Origin of the sequence: Streptomyces roseus, assembly GCF_001044425.1 — a bacterium.
Classification (GTDB): Bacteria; Actinomycetota; Actinomycetes; order Streptomycetales; family Streptomycetaceae; genus Streptomyces; species Streptomyces roseus.
In genome coordinates this window covers 52,236-74,043 of record NZ_LFML01000020.1, presented here as the reverse complement: position 1 = coordinate 74,043, position 21,808 = coordinate 52,236, and the positions used below count along the sequence as shown (strand labels likewise).

16 protein-coding genes are annotated in these 21,808 nt (G+C 73.9%); 7 read left to right on the top strand and 9 right to left on the bottom strand.

Going from position 1 to position 21,808, the window contains the following annotated elements; translation table 11 throughout:
* Positions 1-119: 119 nt before the first annotated feature.
* Together ACS04_RS05965 and ACS04_RS05960 are read left to right on the top strand one after the other, a co-directional pair.
* Positions 120-620 carry a DUF6232 family protein gene (locus ACS04_RS05965; protein WP_158977187.1) on the top strand — a complete coding sequence of 167 codons (501 nt, stop codon included), beginning with the start codon at positions 120-122 and terminating at the stop codon, positions 618-620.
* Positions 617-961 carry a hypothetical protein gene (locus ACS04_RS05960; protein ID WP_048475446.1) on the top strand — a complete coding sequence of 115 codons (345 nt, stop codon included), beginning with the start codon at positions 617-619 and terminating at the stop codon, positions 959-961. The genes ACS04_RS05965 and ACS04_RS05960 overlap by 4 nt, the downstream gene beginning before the upstream one ends.
* A 65-nt stretch (positions 962-1,026) precedes the next feature.
* On the opposite strand, the gene ACS04_RS05955 is transcribed toward ACS04_RS05960, so the two are convergent.
* Positions 1,027-2,397 (bottom strand): hypothetical protein, encoded by a 1,371-nt coding sequence (locus ACS04_RS05955; RefSeq protein ID WP_078864475.1) that lies wholly within the window; start codon positions 2,395-2,397, stop codon positions 1,027-1,029.
* 350 nt (positions 2,398-2,747) lie between these two features.
* Between ACS04_RS05955 and ACS04_RS05950 the strand changes: the two genes are divergently transcribed.
* The 4 genes from ACS04_RS05950 to ACS04_RS05935 all read left to right on the top strand — a co-directional run bounded on the left by ACS04_RS05950 (position 2,748) and on the right by ACS04_RS05935 (position 9,487).
* The gene (locus ACS04_RS05950) at positions 2,748-3,125 is read left to right on the top strand and encodes a hypothetical protein (protein ID WP_048475445.1); all 378 of its coding nucleotides are present in this window, start codon (positions 2,748-2,750) and stop codon (positions 3,123-3,125) included.
* A 356-nt stretch (positions 3,126-3,481) separates the two neighbouring features.
* A complete protein-coding gene (locus tag ACS04_RS05945) occupies positions 3,482-4,222 on the top strand; it encodes a response regulator transcription factor (RefSeq protein ID WP_030153642.1) in 741 nt (246 codons plus the stop codon).
* A gap of 65 nt (positions 4,223-4,287) precedes the next feature.
* The gene (locus tag ACS04_RS05940) at positions 4,288-5,340 is read left to right on the top strand and encodes a HAMP domain-containing sensor histidine kinase (protein WP_048475466.1); all 1,053 of its coding nucleotides are present in this window, start codon (positions 4,288-4,290) and stop codon (positions 5,338-5,340) included.
* A gap of 259 nt (positions 5,341-5,599) precedes the next feature.
* On the top strand, positions 5,600-9,487 hold the full coding sequence (locus tag ACS04_RS05935; protein WP_048475444.1) for a multifunctional oxoglutarate decarboxylase/oxoglutarate dehydrogenase thiamine pyrophosphate-binding subunit/dihydrolipoyllysine-residue succinyltransferase subunit: 3,888 nt from the start codon (positions 5,600-5,602) through the stop codon (positions 9,485-9,487).
* 88 nt (positions 9,488-9,575) lie between these two features.
* Here the strand turns inward: ACS04_RS05935 and ACS04_RS38095 are convergent, their stop codons facing one another.
* The 3 genes from ACS04_RS38095 to ACS04_RS05925 form a co-directional block, all read right to left on the bottom strand.
* On the bottom strand, positions 9,576-9,749 hold the full coding sequence (locus ACS04_RS38095; RefSeq protein ID WP_209441635.1) for a hypothetical protein: 174 nt from the start codon (positions 9,747-9,749) through the stop codon (positions 9,576-9,578).
* A complete protein-coding gene (locus ACS04_RS05930) occupies positions 9,749-9,970 on the bottom strand; it encodes a hypothetical protein (protein ID WP_048475443.1) in 222 nt (73 codons plus the stop codon). The genes ACS04_RS38095 and ACS04_RS05930 overlap by 1 nt, the downstream gene beginning before the upstream one ends.
* Positions 9,971-10,082: 112 nt before the next feature.
* Complete coding sequence (locus ACS04_RS05925; RefSeq protein WP_048475442.1) at positions 10,083-11,267, bottom strand: helix-turn-helix domain-containing protein; 1,185 nt, start codon at positions 11,265-11,267, stop codon at positions 10,083-10,085.
* A gap of 122 nt (positions 11,268-11,389) precedes the next feature.
* Between ACS04_RS05925 and ACS04_RS38090 the strand changes: the two genes are divergently transcribed.
* The gene (locus ACS04_RS38090) at positions 11,390-12,274 is read left to right on the top strand and encodes a colicin immunity domain-containing protein (RefSeq protein ID WP_158977183.1); all 885 of its coding nucleotides are present in this window, start codon (positions 11,390-11,392) and stop codon (positions 12,272-12,274) included.
* Between the two features lie 18 nt (positions 12,275-12,292).
* Here ACS04_RS38090 and fxsT read toward each other — a convergent pair whose 3' ends face one another.
* The 5 genes from fxsT to ACS04_RS05900 all read right to left on the bottom strand — a co-directional run bounded on the left by fxsT (position 12,293) and on the right by ACS04_RS05900 (position 21,807).
* Positions 12,293-15,298 (bottom strand): FxSxx-COOH system tetratricopeptide repeat protein, encoded by a 3,006-nt coding sequence (gene fxsT / locus ACS04_RS05915; protein WP_078864473.1) that lies wholly within the window; start codon positions 15,296-15,298, stop codon positions 12,293-12,295.
* A gap of 63 nt (positions 15,299-15,361) precedes the next feature.
* A complete protein-coding gene (locus ACS04_RS05910; RefSeq protein WP_048475441.1) occupies positions 15,362-16,618 on the bottom strand; it encodes an HEXXH motif domain-containing protein in 1,257 nt (418 codons plus the stop codon).
* Positions 16,615-18,060 (bottom strand): FxsB family cyclophane-forming radical SAM/SPASM peptide maturase, encoded by a 1,446-nt coding sequence (locus tag ACS04_RS05905; RefSeq protein ID WP_167352570.1) that lies wholly within the window; start codon positions 18,058-18,060, stop codon positions 16,615-16,617. Before ACS04_RS05905 ends, ACS04_RS05910 begins: the two co-directional genes overlap by 4 nt.
* 177 nt (positions 18,061-18,237) lie before the next feature.
* Positions 18,238-18,432 (bottom strand): FxSxx-COOH cyclophane-containing RiPP peptide, encoded by a 195-nt coding sequence (gene fxsA / locus ACS04_RS35745; RefSeq protein WP_078864471.1) that lies wholly within the window; start codon positions 18,430-18,432, stop codon positions 18,238-18,240.
* Between the two features lie 60 nt (positions 18,433-18,492).
* Positions 18,493-21,807: an SAV_2336 N-terminal domain-related protein gene (locus ACS04_RS05900; RefSeq protein ID WP_053080709.1), complete on the bottom strand. Its 3,315-nt coding sequence runs from the start codon at positions 21,805-21,807 to the stop codon at positions 18,493-18,495.
* Position 21,808 lies beyond the last annotated feature (1 nt).

Here is a 21,808-nt window from a genome sequence, read left to right as displayed (position 1 = left end):
GACGTGGCGGCCCGTCACGGCCATCCTCCTACGGAGCCGCGACACTCACGCAAAGCGGCTTGCTGACAGGGGAGTTGGCGAGGATGCTGTGCCCTACATCAGAACATGGGGGGAGCCGCATGGCCAGGAGTGTCGTGACCGACGTGGTCGTCAGCCGAAGAGTGCTCTGGATCGGTGCGGAGGCGTATCCGCTGAACAACATCGCCCGGGCGACCACGGTCAGGGTCGATCCCCCGCGCGGGCAGGCGATCGCACGCTTCGTGAAGTCCTTCGTGATCGTGATCATCCTCGCGTTGATCGCCCTCGTCGTGCTCCCGAACGGGTACCAGGACGCGGCGGCCGTCGTCGCGCTCGCGGCGATGGGCCTCCTCGTGGTGCAACTGGGCGGCGTCATCCTGGACAAGACGTACTACGCGCTGGTGATCGAGACCGCGGGCACGCCGAACACCGCGCTCGTCACCAACGACCCGGAGCTCGTCCACGACCTCGTCCGCGTGGTCATGGAGGCCATCGACGACCCGCAGGCCAGCTTCCACCAGCAGGTCACGAACTACATCGGCCAGGTCGGCGACAACTTCAAGGTGTTCGGCAGCGGCAACGTCGGAAAGGTGGGGAATTGAGCGGCACCGAGGACTTCCGGATCGGGCAGGTCGGCGACAACTTCCAGGTCTACGGGACGCACAACATCGGCAAGATCGGCACGCAGCACAACGCGCCGCAGGATCCGCAGGCAGCCCTCCAGGACCTCATCGGCCTGGTCGAGGTGCTGCGCGGACGGGTCCAGGAGGACGACCGGGCGGTCCTGGAAGCGTCGCTGGACACCCTGACCGAGGGCGAGGTGGAGCGCGGCGCGTTCCGCCGGGCCCTGGGGAGCGTCTCCGGTGTGGCCCAACTGGTCGGCGAGATCGGCCTCCCGGTGGCCGAGGCGGTCCGCCGGGTCATGACGCTCTTCGGCGTGTGAGACCGGCTGCTTCCCCCCGCCGTGACGGGGTCGGCCGGCGGGGGAGGCCCCGGCGGCCTTGCCGCTCACGGGCATCGGCCCGGCTGCGCGTAGACGGCGATCCGGGCGCCCCGGACCTCGTCCACCGAGCACAGGTCGAAGTGCGAGGCCAGCGTCTGGCGTTTGACCGCCTCGCGGGGGTACGGGTCCAGCGGCTGGCCCGCCGGGTCCAGGAGGGCCACGACCCGCGGGGCCTCCACCAGGCGGGCCCAGATCTCCGCGGTCGGGAGCTCCGTCCCCTGGAGGCTGCGCGAGGCCGCCGGCGTGTGGTCCAGGGCCAGGTCGCGCAGGCTCCCGTACAGGTCCGGCGAGGAGAGCAGCCACTCGCGCCGCCGCGAGGGCAGGAACAGGACGGCATCACCCGGCCGGGCCCGTTCCCGTACGGCCGCGGCCACCGCCGGCACGTCGTCCTTGCGGCTCTCGGGGGTCCGCAGCCACAGCGACCACCAGCCGAACGGCACCAGCAGGGCGGCCACCAGCAGCCGCGGCCACCACCCGCGCGCCGCCGCGAGCCGGGTCCCGGCCAGCAGGGCGGGGCCGGCGAGGGCGTAGAGCACGTACCGGTCCACGTACAGCGGGTGGACGAGCGAGACCGCCATCAGCAGGCCGGGCGGCAGCAGGGCCAGCGGCAGGGCGACCCGGACCAGCTCCCGCGGCAGCGCCGGGCTGCGCGCGAGCAGCAGCGAGATCGCCGCCACCACCCCGTACGCCGCCCAGTCCCGCCAGCCGGGCCGGCCGAGCCAGCCCAGCTGCTGCTCCGCCTGCCCGGCACTGACCGCGGCCAGCGGCAGCAGCAGGGCCACCACCGCGGCGGCGCTCCACCGCCAGCCGCGCGAGCGCCGGGCGGTGACCCCGTGCGCGAGGAGGGCCAGTACGGCGAACTCGTGCAGCCAGCAGCCCAGCAGCAGCACGGCGCAGTACGCGATCCAGCGCTCGCGCAGCATCAGGTACGTCGCCCACACCACGGCGGCCGCGACGAGGGCGTACGAGCGGCCCTCCTGGGCGTACATCTGCACGGGCGGCAGCACCGCGTAGGCCGCCCCGGACCACAGCGCCGCCCGCTCCCCCGCCAGCCGGTGCGCGACGGCGGCGACCCCGGCGGCGGCGAGGGCGGTGGCGGCGACGGAGGGCAGGCGCAGCGCCCACAGGCCGCCCGCGCCGGGCCCGCCGCCCGGCCCGGTTCCCCCGCCGTCCCCGGCCAGGAACACCGCGTGCATGAGCAGGTAGTACAGCCCGTGGACGGCGTCGACCTGCCCGAGCAGCTCCGCGATCGAGCCGAGCGGCCGGTGCGCGACCTGCCAGGTGACGGACTCGTCGCGCCACATGCTGCCGCGGCCGTCCGCGCCGGCGCGCTCCAGGCCCCAGAGGCCGAGGAGGACGGCGAGCAGCGGCGGCAACCAGCGCCAGGCGGCGGTGCGGCGGATGTCGTCCTCCTGGTGCTTTCCGTACGGGTGGTGCCGACTCCATACTCGGGGGTCGGCCCGATGACCTCCGGGGGTGGGGTGTGCGCGCGTTCCGAGCGGTGGCGGCGGTACTGCTGAGTGCGGTGGTCCTGGCGGGGTGCGGTTCGGGGGGCGGCGGACCGGACGAGCCGTCCGCGAGTCCCCCGACGGGCGGCGCCGGCAGCGGTACGGCCCCGGCGCCGGCGTCGGCCCCCGCTTCGGCGCAACCGCCGTCCGGACCCGCGTCCCCGGGCACGGGGGATCCCGCGCCGGGGAAGCCGTCCGGTGCTCCGAGCGCCTCCTCGGTGCCCGTCTCCCCCGGCCCCTCCTCGGCGCTGGAGCGCCTGGTCACCGTCACCCGCAGCGGCGGCTACGCCGGGAAGGCCGCCACCGTGGCGGTCAAGGGAGACGGTTCGTGGACCCGGCTGGACGGCCGGCTGCGCCCGGCGGGCACCGGGAAGCTTCCGGCGGACCGGGAGGCGCGGCTGCGCGCTGCGCTCGGCCGGGCGGACCTCGCGCGCCTGCCGAGGTTCCCGACGGGCGGCCCGAAGGTGTTCGACGGGTTCGTCTACACCTTCGTGCAGGGCGGCTACGAGGTCACCGTGGCCCAGGAGTCCCTGACGCCGGCCCTGCTCGCCGTCCTGGCCGAACTGCCCCCGTTCGAGGCCGATCCGCAGCGTTGACCCGCCCCGGGCCCGGCGGCGGGGGTCCACCCCGCGTCCCCGCACGGGCACGCGGGTGTCCACCCCGTGTCCCCGTACGGCCCGCGGCGCCCGCCCCGTGTTCCCGTCCGGGCGCGGCCTGTCCCTGTAGGGGGTCGACAAAAGGGTCGCCACATGCGCGCGGTGGCAGACGATCACCGCGCGCGGCGTGCTCGCCGCGCCGGGCGGCGGCCACCCGGCATCACCGCCCATATCCCCATTCCCGCCGTAATCGGAACCATGGGTTCCGCAGCTTTCCCTGTCCGAACCCCGCATAGCCGCAGCTCGGTGCCTCCTCTACGCTGCACCCCTACCACGCGGATCTTCAGGGGCGGGACATGGAACAGACACACACCACCCACGGCGGCGCCGCGGCCACCCCCGGCGCTCAGCGGCGCGTGCTCGTGGTCGAGGACGACCGTACGATCGCCGACGCCATCGCGGCCCGGCTGCGCGCCGAGGGTTTCCAGGTGCAGGCCGCGTTCGACGGACCGGCCGCCGTGGCGGCGGCCGAGAGCTGGCAGCCCGAACTGCTGGTCCTCGACGTGATGCTGCCCGGCTTCGACGGCCTGGAGGTCTGCCGCCGGGTCCAGGCGCAGCGGCCGGTGCCGGTGCTGATGCTCACCGCGCGGGACGACGAGACCGACATGCTGGTCGGGCTCGGGGTCGGCGCGGACGACTACATGACGAAGCCGTTCTCCATGCGCGAGCTCGCGGCGCGGGTCCACGTACTGCTGCGGCGCGTGGAGCGGGCCACCTTGGCCGCCACCGCCCCGCGCGGGGCGACCCTGCGGCTGGGCGACCTGGAGATCGACCACGCCCAGCGGCGCGTCCGGGTGCAGGCCGAGGACGTCCACCTGACGCCGACCGAGTTCGACCTGCTGGTCTGCCTGGCCGGGACCCCGCGCGCGGTGCTCTCCCGCGAGCAGCTGCTCGCCGAGGTGTGGGACTGGGCCGACGCGTCCGGGACCCGTACGGTCGACAGCCACATCAAGGCCCTGCGCCGCAAGATCGGGGCGGAGCGGATCCGTACGGTCCACGGCGTCGGGTACGCCCTGGAGACCCCGGCGCAGGCGTGAGCGCCGGGCGCGATCGAGGGCGCGGCGTCGCCCGCTCCGGTGGAGCCGTTGCCCGCTCCGGTGGGCTGCGGCCCTTCTTCCCGTTCTCGATCAAGACCAAGCTGGGCACGCTCGTCGTGGTCTCGGTCTTCATCACCACGGGACTCCTGATGGTGGCGGTGCGCACCAGCACGGAGTTCCGGTTCATCACCGTCTTCTCCGTGATCGCCTCGATGCTGATCACCCAGTTCGTGGCGCACGGCCTGACGGCGCCGCTGGACGAGATGACCAAGGTGGCCCGGGCGATATCCGACGGGGACTACACCCGCCGGGTGCGCGGGGCCGGGCGCCGCGACGAGCTGGGCGACCTGGCCTCCACGATCAACCTGATGGCGGACGACCTGGAGGCGGTGGACCGGCACCGCAAGGAGCTGGTCGCCAACGTCTCGCACGAGCTGCGCACGCCGATCGCGGCGCTGCGCGCGGTGCTGGAGAACGTGGTGGACGGGGTCTCGGCCGCCGATCCCGAGACCATGCGCACGATGCTCAAGCAGACCGAGCGCCTGGGCCGGCTCGTGGAGACCCTGCTGGACCTGTCGCGGGTGGACAACGGGGTGGTGCCGCTGAAGGCCCGCCGCTTCGAGGTGTGGCCGTACCTGTCGGGCGTGCTGAAGGAGTCGGGGCTGGCCGCCGCCGGCCGGCCGGGGCTGCTCTCCGGGTCGGGCGGGCACACCCGCAACGACGTACACCTGCACCTGGACGTGTTCCCGCCCGAGCTGACCGCGTACGCGGACGCCGAGCGCCTGCACCAGGTGGTGGCGAACCTGATCGACAACGCGGTCAAGCACAGCCCGCCGCACGGCCGGGTCACCGTCCGGGCCCGGGAGGGCGACGCGCCCGGAAGCCTGGCGCTGGAGGTACGGGACGAGGGGCCGGGCATCCCGGAGGCCGAACGGCACCGGGTCTTCGAGCGGTTCAACCGGGGCAGCGCGAACGGCGGCGACGGGGGCACCGGGCTGGGGCTGGCGATCGCCCGCTGGGCCGTGGGCCTGCACGGAGGGCATATCGGGGTGGCCGAATCGTCACGCGGCTGCCGGATTCTCGTCACGCTTCCGGGCAGCTCCCGGGCGTCACATTGACGTAGGGTTCGAGTGCGTAGGACATGATCTCGGCCACACGTGCCCGGGGTCCGTCAGGGGTGCGAAGCCAAGGGGGCCGCAACCACGATGCCCCCTACCCGAACCAGGCTCGTTTCCCGCCATTAAGACCGGTGAAACCCGCCGTTCGGTGTGACCTACATGACGTATCTCCCGCCCGGTCTGCATGCACCGGCCAGGGAGGCGTAGCCTTTATTCCCGCTGTCCATACCTTGTGAAGCGGAAGAGGGCGGTTGCCGCCGTGTCGCCACAGTCCCCCAGTAACCCGAGCACCACGACCGAAGCAGCAGAGGGCGGGAAGACCCCTGCCTCAGGCTTCGGTGCCAACGAGTGGCTCGTCGACGAGATCTATCAGCAGTACCTCCAGGACCCGAATTCGGTCGACCGGGCCTGGTGGGACTTCTTCGCCGACTACAACCCGGGGGGCGCTGCGTCTCCGGTGAAGCCGGACGAGCCCAGGAAGTCCCCGACGACGGACGGCGCCTCCGCACAGGCCGCCACCGCCGTCGCCCCGCAGGTCTCCGACGCCGCCGCCACGGGGGCGGCGAGCGCCGCCGCGCCCTCTCCTGCCGCCGCGCCCACGCCTGTGTCAGCTCCTGCCCCTGCTCCTGCCACCCCCTCTGGTGCCCCTGCTGTGACTGTCACCTCCCAGGCCCAGGCCGCCGCACCGGCCGCCGCCGCCCCTCAGGCCCCGGCTCCGGCCGCCGCACCCGCCGCCGCCCAGAAGGCCGCGCCCACCACCGAGGCCCCCGCGGGCCCCGAGCTGGTGACGCTCCGCGGCCCGGCCGCCGCCGTGGCCAAGAACATGAACGCCTCCCTCGACGTCCCGACGGCCACGTCCGTCCGCGCCGTCCCGGTGAAGCTGCTGTTCGACAACCGCATCGTCATCAACAACCACCTGAAGCGCGCCCGGGGCGGGAAGATCTCCTTCACGCACCTGATCGGCTACGCGATGGTGCAGGCCATCAAGGCCATGCCGTCGATGAACTACTCCTTCGCGGAGAAGGACGGCAAGCCCACCCTGGTCAAGCCGGAGCACGTGAACTTCGGCCTCGCGATCGACCTGGTGAAGCCGAACGGCGACCGCCAGCTCGTCGTCGCCGGCATCAAGAAGGCCGAGACCCTCAACTTCTTCGAGTTCTGGCAGGCGTACGAGGACATCGTCCGCCGCGCCCGCGTCGGCAAGCTGACGATGGACGACTTCACCGGCGTCACCGTCTCGCTGACCAACCCCGGCGGCCTGGGCACCGTCCACTCCGTGCCCCGCCTGATGCCCGGACAGTCGGTCATCATGGGCGTCGGCTCCATGGACTACCCCGCCGAGTTCCAGGGCACCTCGCAGGACACCCTGAACAAGCTGGGCATCTCCAAGGTCATGACCCTGACCTCGACCTACGACCACCGGGTCATCCAGGGCGCGGCCTCCGGCGAGTTCCTGCGCATCGTCGCGAACATGCTGCTCGGCGAGAACGGCTTCTACGACGACGTCTTCGAGGCGCTGCGCATCCCCTACGAGCCGGTCCGCTGGCTCCGCGACATCGACGCCTCGCACGACGACGACGTCACGAAGGCCGCCCGCGTCTTCGAGCTGATCCACTCCTACCGGGTCCGCGGCCACGTCATGGCCGACACCGACCCGCTGGAGTACAAGCAGCGCAAGCACCCCGACCTCGACATCACCGAGCACGGCCTCACCCTGTGGGACCTGGAGCGCGAGTTCGCGGTCGGCGGCTTCTCCGGCAAGTCGATGATGAAGCTGCGCGACATCCTCGGCGTCCTGCGCGACTCGTACTGCCGCACCACCGGCGTCGAGTTCATGCACATCCAGGACCCGAAGCAGCGCCGCTGGATCCAGGACCGCATCGAGCGCCCGCACACCAAGCCGGAGCGCGAGGAGCAGCTGCGCATCCTGCGCCGCCTGAACGCGGCGGAGGCCTTCGAGACCTTCCTGCAGACGAAGTACGTCGGCCAGAAGCGCTTCTCGCTGGAGGGCGGCGAGTCCGTCATCCCGCTGCTCGACGCCGTCATCGACTCGGCCGCCGAGGCGCGCCTGGACGAGGTCGTCATCGGCATGGCCCACCGCGGCCGCCTGAACGTGCTCGCCAACATCGTCGGCAAGTCGTACGCGCAGATCTTCCGCGAGTTCGAGGGCAACCTCGACCCGAAGTCCATGCACGGCTCCGGCGACGTCAAGTACCACCTGGGCGCCGAGGGCACCTTCACGGGCCTGGACGGGGAGCAGATCAAGGTCTCGCTCGTCGCCAACCCCTCGCACCTGGAGGCCGTCGACCCGGTCCTGGAGGGTGTCGCCCGCGCCAAGCAGGACGTCATCAACAAGGGCGGCACGGACTTCACCGTCCTGCCCGTCGCCCTGCACGGTGACGCGGCCTTCGCCGGACAGGGTGTCGTCGCCGAGACCCTGAACATGTCGCAGCTGCGCGGCTACCGCACCGGCGGCACCGTCCACGTCGTGATCAACAACCAGGTCGGCTTCACCGCCGCCCCGGAGTCCTCGCGTTCCTCGATGTACGCGACCGACGTGGCCCGCATGATCGAGGCGCCGATCTTCCACGTGAACGGCGACGACCCGGAGGCCGTGGTCCGCATCGCGCGGCTCGCCTTCGAGTTCCGCCAGGCGTTCAACAAGGACGTCGTCATCGACCTCATCTGCTACCGCCGCCGCGGTCACAACGAGTCGGACAACCCGGCGTTCACGCAGCCGCTGATGTACGACCTGATCGACAAGAAGCGCTCGGTGCGCAAGCTCTACACCGAGTCCCTCATCGGTCGCGGCGACATCACGCTGGAAGAGGCCGAGCAGGCGCTCCAGGACTTCCAGGGCCAGCTGGAGAAGGTCTTCGCGGAGGTCCGCGAGGCCGCGACCTCGCCGGCCAGCGGCGCCCCGGTGACGCCCGCGCAGACCGCGCAGGAGTTCCCGGTCCCCGTGAACACCGCGATCTCCCAGGACGTGGTCAAGCGGATCGCCGAGTCCCAGGTCAACATCCCGGAGCACGTCACCGTGCACCCGCGTCTGCTGCCGCAGCTGCAGCGCCGCGCGGCGATGATCGACGAGGGCACGATCGACTGGGGCATGGGCGAGACCCTGGCCTTCGGGTCGCTGCTGATGGAGGGCACCCCGGTCCGCCTGTCGGGCCAGGACTCCCGCCGCGGCACCTTCGGCCAGCGCCACGCGGTCCTCATCGACCGGGAGACGGGCGAGGACTACACCCCGCTCCAGTACCTGTCGGACGACCAGGCCCGCTACAACGTCTACGACTCGCTGCTCTCGGAGTACGCGGCCATGGGCTTCGAGTACGGCTACTCGCTGGCCCGCCCGGACGCGCTGGTCCTCTGGGAGGCCCAGTTCGGTGACTTCGTCAACGGCGCGCAGACCGTCGTCGACGAGTTCATCTCCTCGGCCGAGCAGAAGTGGGGCCAGACGAGCGGTGTCACGCTGCTCCTCCCGCACGGCTACGAGGGCCAGGGCCCGGACCACTCGTCCGCGCGTCCCGAGCGCTTCCTCCAGATGTGCGCGCAGGACAACATGACGGTCGCCATGCCGACCCTGCCGTCGAACTACTTCCACCTGCTGCGCTGGCAGGTCCACAACCCGCACCACAAGCCGCTCATCGTCTTCACCCCGAAGTCGATGCTGCGCCTGAAGGCGGCGGCGTCGAAGGCGGAGGAGTTCACGAACGGTTCGTTCCGTCCGGTCATCGGCGACTCGACGGTGGACCCGAACGCGGTCCGCAAGGTCGTCTTCTGCGCCGGCAAGGTCTACTACGACCTGGAGGCCGAGCGGGAGAAGCGCGGCGTCACGGACACCGCGATCATCCGCATCGAGCGGCTGTACCCGCTGGCGGGTGCCGAGATCCAGGCGGAGATCGCCAAGTTCCCGAACGCGGCGAAGTACATCTGGGCGCAGGAGGAGCCGGCGAACCAGGGCGCGTGGCCCTTCATCGCCCTCAACCTGATCGACCACCTCGACCTGGCGGTCGGCGCGGACGTCCCGGCGGGCGAGCGCCTGCGGCGCATCTCGCGCCCGCACGGCTCCTCCCCGGCGGTCGGCTCGGCCAAGCGCCACCAGGCGGAGCAGCAGCAGCTGCTGAACGAGGTCTTCGAGGCGTAGCCACTGCGCTGAGCTGAACGGAACGACCGGAAGGCCCGGCCCCTCGGGGGCCGGGCCTTCCGGCTGTCGCACAGGCTTCGCCGGGCGCTCAGCGGCGGATGCGCAGCTCGGGGCGGTGCCTCATGATCAGTACGTTCATGTCGCTGACGCGCGAGCGGTCGCGCTCCACGTGGGCCTGGAAGCGGGCCACGACGTGGGCGGCGCACTCGGCGCAGGAGTCCGGGGGCACGGGCAGGCGCGGGAACAGGTCGGCGGCCTCCATCACACGGCCTCGATGTTGGCGACGGCCGTGGAGATCTCCCGCCCGGAGGGGCCCCGGACGTACGCGAGGCGCACCCAGCGCTCACGTACGGGGGTGTCGGAGACGTCCTCCCGGACCACCGCCATGAGCTCCCCCTCGACACCGGACGCGATGTCCCGCACCCGCTTGTGGAGCAGCGCATGCGAGACGTCCTCGAAGAGGCGGGGTACTGCTTCATGCATCACGGGGTCTCACTCCCTATGTCGTCTACAGGTGGTGAGACGAGTGTGGGAGCAGGACAAGGCCCCGGCTATCACCACATATTGATAGCCGGGGCCAAGGATTCGCTCACCGCTACGCGCCCAGCCAGGAGCCGTATGACAAGAAGGATTCCGGGAGTTGTCGGCGAGCGGCCTCCAGGCCGGCGTAGGTCTCGCGGACGGTCTGGTGATAACGGGCCTGCTGCGGGGCCGACTTTCTCGCCTTCAACAGGTTCTGGAAAGAGGCGTCGAGGTCCCCCGTCCACATCTGCGCCCGGGCCAGTTCCGCATAGTGGTGCGACCTACGGGACTTCGGCCAGTCGGCCGGGATCATCACGCTCCGGCCCACCTGCGCGGCCTGCCCGTACTCGTCGAGTTCGGCGAGCACGCTGACCCGGTGCACGGCAACGTTCGTCGGCCCGAACGCCAGCCAGTGCGTACTGACTGCCTCGCCCGTGGCGACCGCGATCCGCTCTGCTTCCGCGAGGTGCCCCTCAGCGCGGCCGCCGTCCTTCGACCGGCCGGCCATGACCGCGGCGCCGAGGTGCAGCTGCCCGGTGACGACTTCCCGCTCCCGGGACGGGTCCGCCTGCGCCAGGGTGCACAGTCCGAGGTCCACCAGGCGCTTCCCGGTGCGGTACTCGCCGTCCCTGAGGTAGGTGAGCGCGCGCATGTACCGGTACATGCCTCCGAACACCGCGTCGGAGCCACGCTCTGCCGCCCAGTCCATGCGGGCCAGGGCCAGTGCGGCGAGGTCGTAGTAGCCGAGCTTGCTGGTGACGTCGTAGGACGTGCGGTACAGGCTGGCCAGCAGCAGCCACCGTTCGCGGCCCGGCGCCGCATGAGCGGCCGTGGTCGCCTCGTGGATGAGCCCGGGGAGCTGACCGGCGGTCCGCTTGATCTCCCCGCCGCGCACGGCCACGAGAAGGGCCTCGGCATCGACGGTCAGGAGCCGGTGCGCCCGCGGGGTGACGTCCGGGTCGGAGCCGAGGTCGTACACGTCGAGGGCCTCGCGGATCGGCCGGATCAGGACGTCCAGCTCGTCGGCGCGGAGTTCGGTGGCGTACGGCTGTCCGGTGATCGTGTCCACGGACACGCGCAGGGCGCGGGCCACTGCGGCGATCAGGTGCGGGCTGGCGGGGATGACGCCCTGTTCGGTCTTGGTGTAGGTGCTGTAGGGGACCTGGGCCAGGTCCGATACGGCCTGCTGCGTCAGGTGGCGTTCGAGGCGCAGGCGCTTCATGCGCGCGCCGGTGTGGTCGTTCGGTAGAGAGTGCATGCTGGCTCCCGTTCAGACTCGACACCTGAACGGTACCGGCAGACGGCGAAATCCCCCTGCCCCGGCCCTGGGTGGGCGTCCCGTACGCGATCCGCCTCGTCGAGACGTGAGAAGGAGACACAGTGGCTGACGACCCGTCCTCGGTGACGCGCTTCCTCTACGAGGCGGGCAGGCTCAAGCACAGCCGTCTGGCACGACATCCACGAGACCACGACGACGCCTCGGTCGTGCGAAATGCGCTGGCTTCGGACGGCGCGTTCACTCCGTCCTGGCTGCGGGGCAAATCGGTAACGCCAGTTCCTGCAGGCGGACAAGTCGATGCGGCGCTGGCCCGTCGGATCGAGGCTGGATGCCGCGCGGTAGGTGCCCCGTACCTCATTGCCGCCGAACTCGGCGACGGCCCTGGCGCGAGCCCCGGTACGACGTCCCGGGTGTCTGTCAGCACCGCGGGAACGCACATCCGCCCGCCGTTCGTTCTGTGCACGCCCGGCCTGCAAGGTGCTGTCCTTTTCCCCCGATCCGGCTATGCATTGATCGCGGGATCCACCGCTTTCATGGCCTCGGCGGTCGGGGAAGGGACCGACACGGCACGCGCGCACTTCGGCCGGTATGCCCGCGCCCTCTCGGACCGCCACCCTTCGCTGTCGGTGGTGGCAGCCGAGTACGGTCCCGTACACCGGGCGTGGACCCATCCCGACGACGTCGCCCCGACGAGTGCGGCGGCCCGGCAGGTGGCGCTGCTGGACGCGTTTGCCGATGGCACCTGCGGCGCACCTGACTTCGCTCATGGCTGGTGGGAAGCCCGACGTGCTTCCCAGGCGCAGGGCGAGCGGGTCCAGGGGCCGCTCGGCGCTCTCTTCGACCAGGTGTTCATGCTCCTTGAGGACTACGCGGTCGATCCCGAATTCGCCGAGCCCGGAGATCTGGACGACGCCGGACTCAAGGCCGCCGCGCGCGCGGCCTTGGACGCCTTCCGGCATTCGGAGTCCGGCCGAAGCCGGAAGTGACGGCCCGGGCGGATCCGGTTACGGCTGCGGCTCGAAGTCCCAGTACGGGCGGTTCTGCTGGCGCGCCGAGACCGTGTGGACGTGTTGGGGGCCCAGGGTGCGGGTCAGGGCCTTCAGGCCCGCCTCCTCGTGCTTGCCCGCCTCCGCGTCCTCGCGGACCGAGCGGAGGTCCGCCGCCAAGGCGATCTGCGCGCTCAGGGTCATCGGGTGGTCCGGGCCCAGGACCTGTTCGCAGCCCCGGAGGGTGTCGCGGCTCAGGGACACCGCGTCCTCGAAGTGCCCCGTGATGTTGCGGTGGCCCGTCGCGTTCAGGGCGCAGCCCAGCGTCCACGGGTGGCGGTCCCCGACCGCGCCCCGCATGCCGACCAGGGCCTGCTCCGACAGGTTGAGGGCCTCGGCCCGTTCGCCCTGGGCGCGCAGGACCAGGCCGAGGTTGCCGACCGTGCCGATGCTGTACGGGTGGGCGAGGCCCAGCTGCGTCTGGTAGCCGCGGACGACCTCCTCCGAGATCCGGCGGGCCTCGCCGATGTCCCCGTACTCCCGCAGGTACGTGGCGTAGTCCGAGGCGACCATCAGGGTCCAGGGGAACTCGGCGCCGAAGACCCGGGTGGAGCGTTCCAGGACGCTGCGCAGCCGGGCCCCGGCGCCCGGGATGTCGCCGGAGCGGCGCAGGCACATGCCGAGGTTGTGTTCGGCGCGCAGCGTCTGGGGGTGGTTGAGGCCCAGGACCTGGGTGTTGAGCTTGAGCCCCTGTTCCTGACGGGCGAGGGCCTCGCGGTAGCGGCCCATCAGGCGCAGTCCCATGGCGCAGCCGATCCCGGAGGAGAGCGTCGCGATGTGCCGTACGCGCAGCACCCGCTCGCGCCGGCGCAGGGTGTCGAGGTCGGTTTCGTACGCCTCCTGGTAGCGGCCCAGCAGCCGCAGGGCGACGGCCACGTTGTTCTCGGCGTTGAGGGTGGTGGAGTCGTCCTCGCCGAGCAGTTCGCGGTAGCGGGCGAAGGCGTGCTCCAGCAGCTCGCGGGCCTGGTCGAACTTGGCGGTGCTGAGCAGCACCCCGGCGTACGTGCTGGTGGCGCGCAGGGTCTCCAGGTCCCGGTCACCCCGCTCGGCCAGCAGCCGGTCGGCGACCGATTTGGCGAGGGTCTCGGCGCGCTTGAAGTGCCCGAGCATCCGCAGGGCGCCGCCGTAGTGGTAGCTCAGCTCGCGGACCTGGTCGTGGTCGTCGCCGAGCATCGCGCGCCACACGGCGTCGGTGCGTTCGGCGAGCCGCAGGCAGGTGCGGTACTCCCCGGCGAGGATCAGGTAGCGCAGGCAGTGCAGCAGGAAGGTCTGGATCCGCGGGTTGCTGCTGGTCAGTACGCCGGAACTCTCCAGGTGCGGGATCAGCTCGGCGTAGCGGGGCCACAGCCGGGAGTCGGTGGGGCGGCCCGGGTCGGCGGCGGCGAGGACCTGCCGTACGGCGCGCGAGAGCGGCTCGGCCTCCTCCTCGGCGAGGTTCTCGCGGACGATCCCGTGCACCATGCGGTGCAGCTGCACGGTCTCCAGCCCGCCGCCCTCCTCCACCGACAGGTCGGAGTATTCGAGGCGGACGACGGAGAACTGCACCAGCTTGTTGAGGGCGGCGTTCCACCGGATCTGGTCGTTGATCAGCCCGGCGAGCTGTTCGGGCACGTCGTCGGCGGGGAACTCGCGCAGCAGCCGCAGCGGCACCGGCCCGGGCGCGAAGAACACGAACAGCCGCAGCAGGGAGAGCGCGTCGGGGAAGTTCTCGCGGACGTTGTTCAGCAGTATCGCGAGGGCGGTGGGGAAGGGCAGCGGGTAGTCGTCGGAGACGGTGACGGCCTCCCGGGAGTCCAGTCTGCGCTGGAGCAGCGCCAGGTAGTCGCCGACCGTCAGCGGGGAGTCGGCGAGCCAGCCGGCGGTCTGGTCGAGGGCGAGCGGGTAGTCCTCCAGGGCCTCGGCGAGCTGGTCGGCCTCCTCGCCGGTGAGCCGGTGGGCCCGGCGGCGGATGAAGGTGATCGACTCGGGGCGCGCGTACAGCGGGACTTCGAGGAGGCTGGTGTGCCGGGAGGCCCATTCGCGGTTGCGGGAGGTGATGATCACGTCGCCCGCCCCCGAGGGCAGCAGGTCGATGAGGTCGTCGGGGTTGTCGCAGCCGTCGAAGACCACCAGCCAGCGGCTGTACGGGGATCCGCGGCGCAGCGCCTCCAGGACGGCCCGGATCTGCTCGCCGTAGCTGCCGGCGCCGCGCGGCAGGCCCATCGCCGTCGCGAGGTCGGCGAGCCGCTCGCGCAGGGTGGGCCGGTCCTCGGCGGGGACCCACCACACCACGTCGTACTCGGAGGCGAAGCGGTACGCGTACTCGGTGGCGACCTGCGTCTTGCCCACCCCGGACAGCCCGAGCAGGGTGACGGTCGAGGCGCCGGGCGGGGCGTCGCAGAGGGCGGTGCGCAGCCGGCCGATGACGTCGTTGCGGCCGGTGAAGCGGGGGTTGCGGCGCGGGACGCGGCCCCAGATCTCGGGCGGGTCGTTGGGGAAGCGGGGGCCGCGGCGGCCGGTCTCGGCGCCGACCCGGTCGGTGGGCAGTTCGAGCCGGCGCAGCACCCGGTACTCGGCCTCGTACGCGTCCAGGCCCCACAGGTCGGTCTTCTCCAGTACGGCCACGGCGCTGGGCAGCGGCGCGTCGGTGAGGCATACGGCCGCGAACCGGTCGGGGTGGGCGTCGGTGACCGTGCGCAGGGCGGTGTTCCACTCCTCGTCGGTATGGGCTGCGGCGGAGAAGTAGCGCTCGCTGAGGATGAGCAGGACCCGGCTGCCGCTGCGGGCCAGGTCGTCGAGGGCGGGGGCCAGGCCGGGGGCGGACTGCGGGTCCCAGCGCGCGAGGGCGACCCGGTGGCCGTGTTCCTCCAGGCGGTGGGCGATCCACACGGCCCAGGGCCGGTTGAATCCGGCGAAGCTGATGACGAAGCGCTGCGGCTGCGCGGCTGCGTCGCGGTCTCGGTCCTGCCGAAGTCCGGTGGTCATGCGGCCGTCTCCCTGGCATCCGGGCGGTGGACGGGCTTGAAAGGTACCGCAGCGGACGGTGCGTCAGCCCTCCGCGAACGGGGCGAGTTCGGGGTGCCGGGCGCACCAGGCGCGGCGCTCGCGGTCGACGGCGCGGCGGGCGACGGCGTGCTGGTCGCCGGGCGGCGGCAGATCGTCCATGGACCGCTCGGCGACGGCCATGGCGGCCGTGAACTCCCGTCCCGCCGTCGTCAGTCGCGGATGCCGGTGCAGTGCGGGGAGGACGGCTGCGACCTGGGCGCGGATCCGGGCGTGCTGGGCCCAGGCGCCGCGCGCGCCGTAGAGGGCGGCGCGCTGCCAGTACCCGGCCAGGGCCAGGTGGGCGTACGCGCCGTGCAGGAGCCCGTCCAGCGGGCGGGGATCGCCGCGCCAGGGGGCCCAGTGCCGGGGGGTGCGGTCGGCGGTGTGCAGGGTCAGGACGTCGGCGAGGGCGGTGAGCTTGCCGTGCTGGACCTCGTGGACGAGGGTGGCGGCCAGGGCGGGCGGGGCCTGCGTACGGGCCAGCACCGACCCGGCGGCCGCGGGCAGGGTGGCGCCGCTGGAGCGGGAGCCGCCGCCCAGCGGGACCACGGAGCGCAGCAGCAGGCCGATCTCCTCGGCGCGGGCGGTGTCGTAGCGGTCGAGCAGGGTGAGCGCCCCGGCCCACTGGGTGTCCCAGCGCTTGTGGCCCTTGGGGGTGAGCCGGCGGGCGGGGCGGACGGGCCCGGGGTGGGCGGGTCCGGGGGCCCGGTACGGGTCGAGGTCGTCGAGGGCGGTCCGGCCGCCGGGCAGGGCGTGCAGGAGGAGGGCGGCGGGGTCGTCGGGGTCCCAGCAGCCCTCGGTGAGGGCGAGCGGGCCGGGCCGGGCGGGGCGCAGCAGTCCGAGGGTGGGCAGGACGAGGCGGCCGTTGACCGGCCGCAGCGTCGCCTTGAAGGTGATCCCGGAGCGCAGGGCCGCGGCGACGGCGAGGGCCCCGAGGTGGCCGAGGTCGGCGGGCGGCCCGTACGGGGCGTGCAGCCGGCGCAGGGTCTCCTCGGCCCAGACCCCGGTGGCCGGGTAGTGCAGTACGTCCCGGACGGCCTCGGGGTCGTGCCGTTCGGCCTCCTCCAGCAGGGCCCAGTGGTCGGCGGCCTCCCCGGCCCGGCCGCCGGGGGCGGCGTCGAGGACCCCGCGCAGCAGGACGAGCCGCTTGGAGCGGCGGATGTCGCGGACCAGGCGGGTGGCCTCGGCGCAGGGCTCGGTGGAGGCGAGGGCGCCCAGGGTGGCGGAGGTGACGGTGAAGCCGGTCAGGGAGTCGGTCATGAGGCCGCCGCCCGTAACGGCGCCCGGCCCGGCCCGGCCGGGCCCGCGGCCCGCCGGTCCGCGGCCCGCCGGTCTACGGCCTGTTGCTCCGCGGCCCGCCGGTCCGTCGCCGGTCGCTCCGCGGCCCGCCGGTCCGTTGCCGGCTGCTCCGCGGCCTGCCGGTCCGTTGCCGGTTGCTCCGCTGCCCGCCGGTCCGTCGCCGGTCGCTCCGCGGCCCGCCTCAGGGCGGCCGCGATGTGGCGGATGAGGACCTGGAGGTCGGCGCAGTACACGGAGGGCTGCCGGAAGCCCTCGGCGGCGCGGTAGCGGTGCGGGTAGTGGCCGCCGCCGCAGACCTCGACGAGCTCACAGGCCCGGCACCCTTCGGCCAGCGCCTCCCGCCCCAGCTGGCGGGCGGCGAGCCCGGGGTGGTCGAGGAAGGCGTCGAAACCGTGGCTCTCCACCGTCATCCCGGTGGCGGCGGCGCCCTCGTAGGCGGATTTGAGCGAGTCGGCCTGCTCGATGCCCCCGTCGGTCTCGATCACGGCGGTGGCGGCGGGGGCGAGGCCGAGGGTCTCGGTGGCGGCGGGCAGTCCGAGCAGCAGGGCGATGATCTCCTCGAAGATCCGGATCCGGGTCCGCAGCGCCGCGTCGTGCCACCAGCGTTCGAAGACGGCGACGAGCCAGTCGGCGTACGGGGTGCGGGGCGGCCGGTGGCCGGGCGGCGGGGTGTTCCAGTTGGCCAGGGGGAGCAGCAGGCCGATCACCGGCGGGGCGAAGTCGAGCAGGGACTCGTACGTCTCCACCGGGTCCTGGGCCAGGTCGACGACGCAGAGCACCCCGGCGTAGCTCTCGGGGTGCCGGGCGAGCAGGCGCAGCCCCCGCGCGGCGGCCCCGAACCCCGGGCGGCCACCGCGGTCCACCCGGCGCGCGTTGTGTGCGGGCAGCCCGCCGTCGAGGCTCACGCCGACCCGGATCCCGGCGGCGGCGAGCGCGCCGAGCCGGCCGCGCGTGAGCAGGGTGCCGTTGGTCTGGACGGTGGCGGTGACCCGGGTCCGCGGCGAGGTCCGGGCGAGGGCCGCCCGTACCGCGTCGACGGGCGCGGCCAGTTCGGCGGGGGCGGTGAGCAGGGGTTCGCCGCCGTGCAGGACCAGGTCGACACGGGTCAGGTCGTGGGCGGCGGCGTGCTCGGCGATGCGGTCGGCGGCGCGGGCGGTGGTGGCCGGGGACATGGCGGCGGGCTGGGCGCGCCAGCCCTGGTCGGCCATCTCGTACACGTAGCAGTAGGTGCAGGCGAGGTTGCAGCGGCTGCGGGTCTTGAGCACGAACTGCCTTACCGGGTGCGGCCGGTGGCCCGCCGCGCGGAGCGCGGCCACATCGAGCCGGGCGTACGGCCACGGGGCGTGGACCAGGTGGTTCCGTAAGGAGGGCAGCACGGTGTCGCTCGTGTCGGTCTGCCTCATCGCCTGCACCTCCCGCGCCGCGGACGGTCCATCCCTGCCCGGCGGACGGCACCGGCTAACGGCGGAAACGGGTCAACTGTGGGTGCGCTGCGTGGCCTTGGGACTGCGGTGCGTGAGGGGCCGGCGCCCGCCGGAGCCGCTGTCCGCCGCCCGCCGCCGCCCCCCGCCCCCGCACCCTCAGGCCACCCCGGAGTCGAAGGCGTTGAGGATCTCGGCGGGGTGCGTGACCCGTTGCACCATGCCCTCGATGACCGGGGCCAGCACGGGGTGGTCGATCCCGCGCAGTGCGGCCAGATCGAACCCCGAGAGGTCCGGCAACCGCCCCGGGCAGGCCGAGGCCGCCGTTTCCGCTTCCTGCTGCCGAGTCGCCATGGGCTGCCCGTCCCCCCGTTGAGTCGCGATGTCCGATGCTCCCTTACCCGGCGGCCGGGGTCACAGACCCGCCTCCAGGGTGCGGACCCGGGATCCCAGGGCCTCCCGCCGGCCGGCGGCCGGATCCCCCAGCCGGGTCCACAGCTCCAGCGCGGAGCGGTACGCGTCCAGGGCCGCCCGGGGCCGCGCCAGCCGTTCCAGTACCTCTCCCCTCAACTCCTGCACCCGGGCGGCCAGTTCCACCGCCACCTCGCGCCGTTCCTCCCGGTCCGCGGCCAGCGCGCTGCGCCACGCCCGCCGGTAGGAGTCGGCCGCCCGGTCGAGCCGGTCCGGCGCCCGGGTGTGGGCGTGGATCTCCTGCTGGACGTCGCCGTGCTCGCGCCAGGCCCGGGCCTGCTCCAGGGGGCTGCGGCTCTGCCGGACGGCCAGTTCCAGCAGGTACTCCGCCTCCCGCAGGTCGACGACGTCCCCCTCGTACGCGTGCCGCAGCCGCAGCCCCTCCGCCAGCCGCACCAGCCGCTGAGCCGAGCGCGGGTCGGACTGCGGGACCGCCGCCCGGCTGTCGCGCAGCACCCGTACGGCCGCCGAGGTGAACCGCCGCCCGTCCGCGGCCCGCGCCCGGTCCAGCAGTACGTCGCCCCACTCGGGCAGCAGCTCCCCGTACGCCTGCGCGTCGCGCGGGATCAGCCGGCGGGCCCGGCCGTACGCCTCGGCCGCGTCCTCCAGCGCCCGGGGCTCCGCGTCCCGGGCGGAGCGCGCGCGGTGCACCCGCGCCAGGCACACCAGGGCGGCCAGCCGCAGCTCCGTGTCGCCGGCGGCCTCGGCCAGGGCCAGGCCGAGCTGTCCGGCCGCCTCCTCCAGCCGCCCCGGCAGGTACCGCAGGGCGGTGGCCAGCTCCACCCGTACGCGGGCGGCCGCCGCCCCCGGGGGCTCCGGGCCTTGCGAGGCGGTCTGCGCGGCGGCCGAACCGGAGCCGGCCGAACCGGAGCCGGAGCCGGCCGAAGACGCGGCCGCCAAGGCGGCGGCCAGGGCGGCCGCGAGGTGCTCGGCGGCCTGCCCGGCCAGCGCCGTGCGCTCCGCCGGGTCGGGGGTACGGGGCAGCAGGGCGAGCAGGACCCTGCCGAGGGCGGACCGCACCGCCGGGTCGGAGGCGGGGGCTCCGGTCACCGCCTCCAGCGCGGAGCGGGCCTCGCGCAGCGCGCCCGTGTCCTCGCGGAGCTCGCCGAGGCGGACCAGGGTCTGCGCCCGCCGCACCAGGCAGTCCAGGCGCAGCCGCGGGTCCAGCCCGGGGTCGGGGTCGCCGCCGACGGCCGCGAACTCCCGTTCGGCGGCGGCCAGCAGGTCCGGGTCCGGCTCGTCGGCCAGGGCCCGCTCGTACAGGATCCGGCCGAGTACGGCCCGGGCGGCCGGGGCGGCCAGTCCGGCGACCGCCCGCTCGGCCTCCGCCAGCAGTTCGGGGTCGCGCTGGCCCGCCCACAGCCGCAGCAGGACGGTGGCCAGCTCGCACTCCGCCTCGCCGGGAACGTCCCCCGGTCCGGCGGGCGTCGCGACGGCCCGGCGCAGGACGGCGACGGCCTCGTACAGCCCGCGCGGGCCGCCCTCGCCCCCCTGGCGGTCGTGGGCGGCGAGCCGCTCACGTGCCGTGCCGAGCGCCCACGCCCGTCCGGGCGGCGCCGCGGCGGGCTCGGGAAGGCCGGGGTCCCCGGTGGGCGGCCCGGGCAGGTAGCGGCGTACGACGCGGGCCGAGACCTCGGCGAAGGCCTGCGGGAGCCGCCCGGCCGGGACCCGTTCCTCCCCGCCCTCCTCGGCCACCGGGGCGCCGGTGAGCTGGGAGACGGCCAGTGCGGGGAAGTTCCGTACGCCCCGCCCGAAGTGCGCGAGCACGTACTCGGAGCAGTGCTTGAGCACCAGCGCGGCCTCGTCCCGGCCGAGCGGCCCCAGCAGCACGTCCTGGACGCCGGGCACGAACTCGTACCACTGCCCCGCGGCCCGGCCCCGCCGCAGCAGCCCGCTGAGCAGCACCTCCGCGAGGTCCGAGGGCTCCGAGTCGGGCAGCATCGTGCGCTGTACGAGGGCCATCACGGGCAGCGTCAGGGGTGCGGCCGACAGGTACACGGCGAGCTGGACGGCGCTCGGCGAGGCGGAGGCCCGGAAGCGGCGCACCAGCTCGCGCGGCGGGCGCGCGGCGCGCGGGGGCGGCAGGGGCGCGGCCGGGTGGTCGGCGAGGACGCGGCCCACCTCGGCGGGGACGGGCCCGGTGCCGAGCCCGGCGACGAGGCGGGCCCAGGAGCCGAGGGCGATGGCGCTGGGCGGCAGGACGGGGACGGTGAGCCCGCCGGTGTGCCGCCCCTGGCGGACCGGCCGGTCGGGGCGGAACCGCAGCTTCCCGGAGCCGCCCTCGGCGCGGGTGAGCACGCCCCGCTCGGTCGGCAGCCAGCTGCGGCTCCACAGCCGCTGCGGCAGCGGCTGGACGACGACGCAGGGGCTGCACTCGGCCCAGCGGTGCAGCAGCCGCTGCGCCTCGCCCTCGCGCCAGAGCGGGCCGGCGCAGTCGGAGACGACCATGGTCAGCGCCCGCCCGGTGGGGTCGCGCAGCTGGTCCCCGGAGCGCAGCCGGGTGCCGGGGCCGGTGCCGCGCCCGACGGCCGCCCGGCCGTCGCCGAGCCGGTGCAGGTAGTGGACCTGTACGTCGCGGAAGGCGCCGAGCCGCTCGCAGACGGAGCGCAGTTCCTCGAACATGTCGTGCCAGACGGCCATCGACGGGGAGGCGTCCATGACGAGCCGTACGGTCGCCTCGCGCCGGCTCTCGGGCCGCAGCACGGGGATGACCAGTCCGAGGGCGCGGGCACTGGCCTCGGCGGTGGCGGGCTCGTCGAGGACCAGGCGGGTGGGCGGGCCCGGCGGCCGGTGCCGCTGGAGGGCGCGCAGGGCCCGCTGGATCTCCAGGATCCGGGGCAGCGCGGCCGCGCCCGGGACCCGTACGGGCACCCCGGCGCCGCCCGGGAACCCGGCCGCCTCCTCCGCGACCGACCCGAGGACCCGGGAGGCGTAGAGCCGGACCGGGTCCTGCGGATCGGGCTCGGGCCCCGCGCTCTCCTCCTCGGCCGCGGTCGCTCCGCCCGGGGTCCGCGTCCGCCGGGGCGGGGCGGGGCGCTCCCGTTCGGGGCCGGCGGGGTCGGCGGGGCCGATTCGCCCGGCCAGCCACAGCGCGTCGGCGAGCTCCTCGGCGGTGGGGTCGAGCCCGGCGGTGCGCAGCAGCCCGGCGAGGTCGCGCAGGGCGGCGGGGACGGGAGCCGGACCGGGGGGCGCGGTGGCCGGACGGGGCGCCCGGCGGCAGCGCGCGTCGTCGGGCCGGGGCGGCCGCTCGGGGGGCACC